We start from the raw sequence: 656 nt of genomic DNA on the forward strand, positions 1-656 counted from the left end.
GTTTATTTTCCCATTTACCATAATTCTTTTTAACGGGTTTTCAAGGGTGGTGGGTGGGTTTGGGAGCGTAGGCAAGAAAACTGCTCTTTTGCAAGCAGAAGCATCGGCTTGTGTGTCGGGGCTTGCAAATGTGTTGTTTTGTGTGTCGGCAATTTTCATTTTTCTTTGTCTTTATGCAGCAAAAATTCATTTTTCATTCTGTCGTCTGGTTTGTCTTTCTTACAATGAACGCTAACGGATTGCGGTATGGTTAGTTGCCGATTTCGAAGCACTTTCCTATCAAGTTACAACTACTTTTGATACGAGCTGTGCCGCTCCAATTCCCACTGCACCGGCAATTAACTATACCGCGTGTTAGCAAACGTTAATTCTTTATCAATCTTATCGTTGCCTTTTTATTTTCCGAATAAATTGTCAATAAATAAATGCCTGGCTGAGCATTTAAATTAAGCTCAATCATTTTAGTGTTTTTGTAGCTTGTCTGATTAATTAATTTTCCATTTACATCAGTTAGCGAAACACTAAATTCAGACAGCGTTTCACCTAAGTCAATTTTCACTATACCGTCAGTTGGGTTTGGATAAACTATTATGTCATTACTAAAAGTATTTTCCAAAATTCCAACAGTTGTAACTGTATAGCAAGCTGAAGTATCC

At 37.2% G+C, this 656-nt stretch carries 1 protein-coding gene; it reads right to left on the bottom strand.

Annotation, left to right across the window (positions count from 1 at the left end):
• Positions 1-364: 364 nt before the first annotated feature.
• Positions 365-656: T9SS type A sorting domain-containing protein (locus WHS63_RS13215; protein WP_445205525.1), on the bottom strand; the 292-nt coding region annotated here is incomplete at its 5' end.

It is taken from the genome of Tenuifilum sp. (assembly GCF_037481895.1).
GTDB classification, from domain to species: Bacteria; Bacteroidota; Bacteroidia; order Bacteroidales; family Tenuifilaceae; genus Tenuifilum; species Tenuifilum osseticum.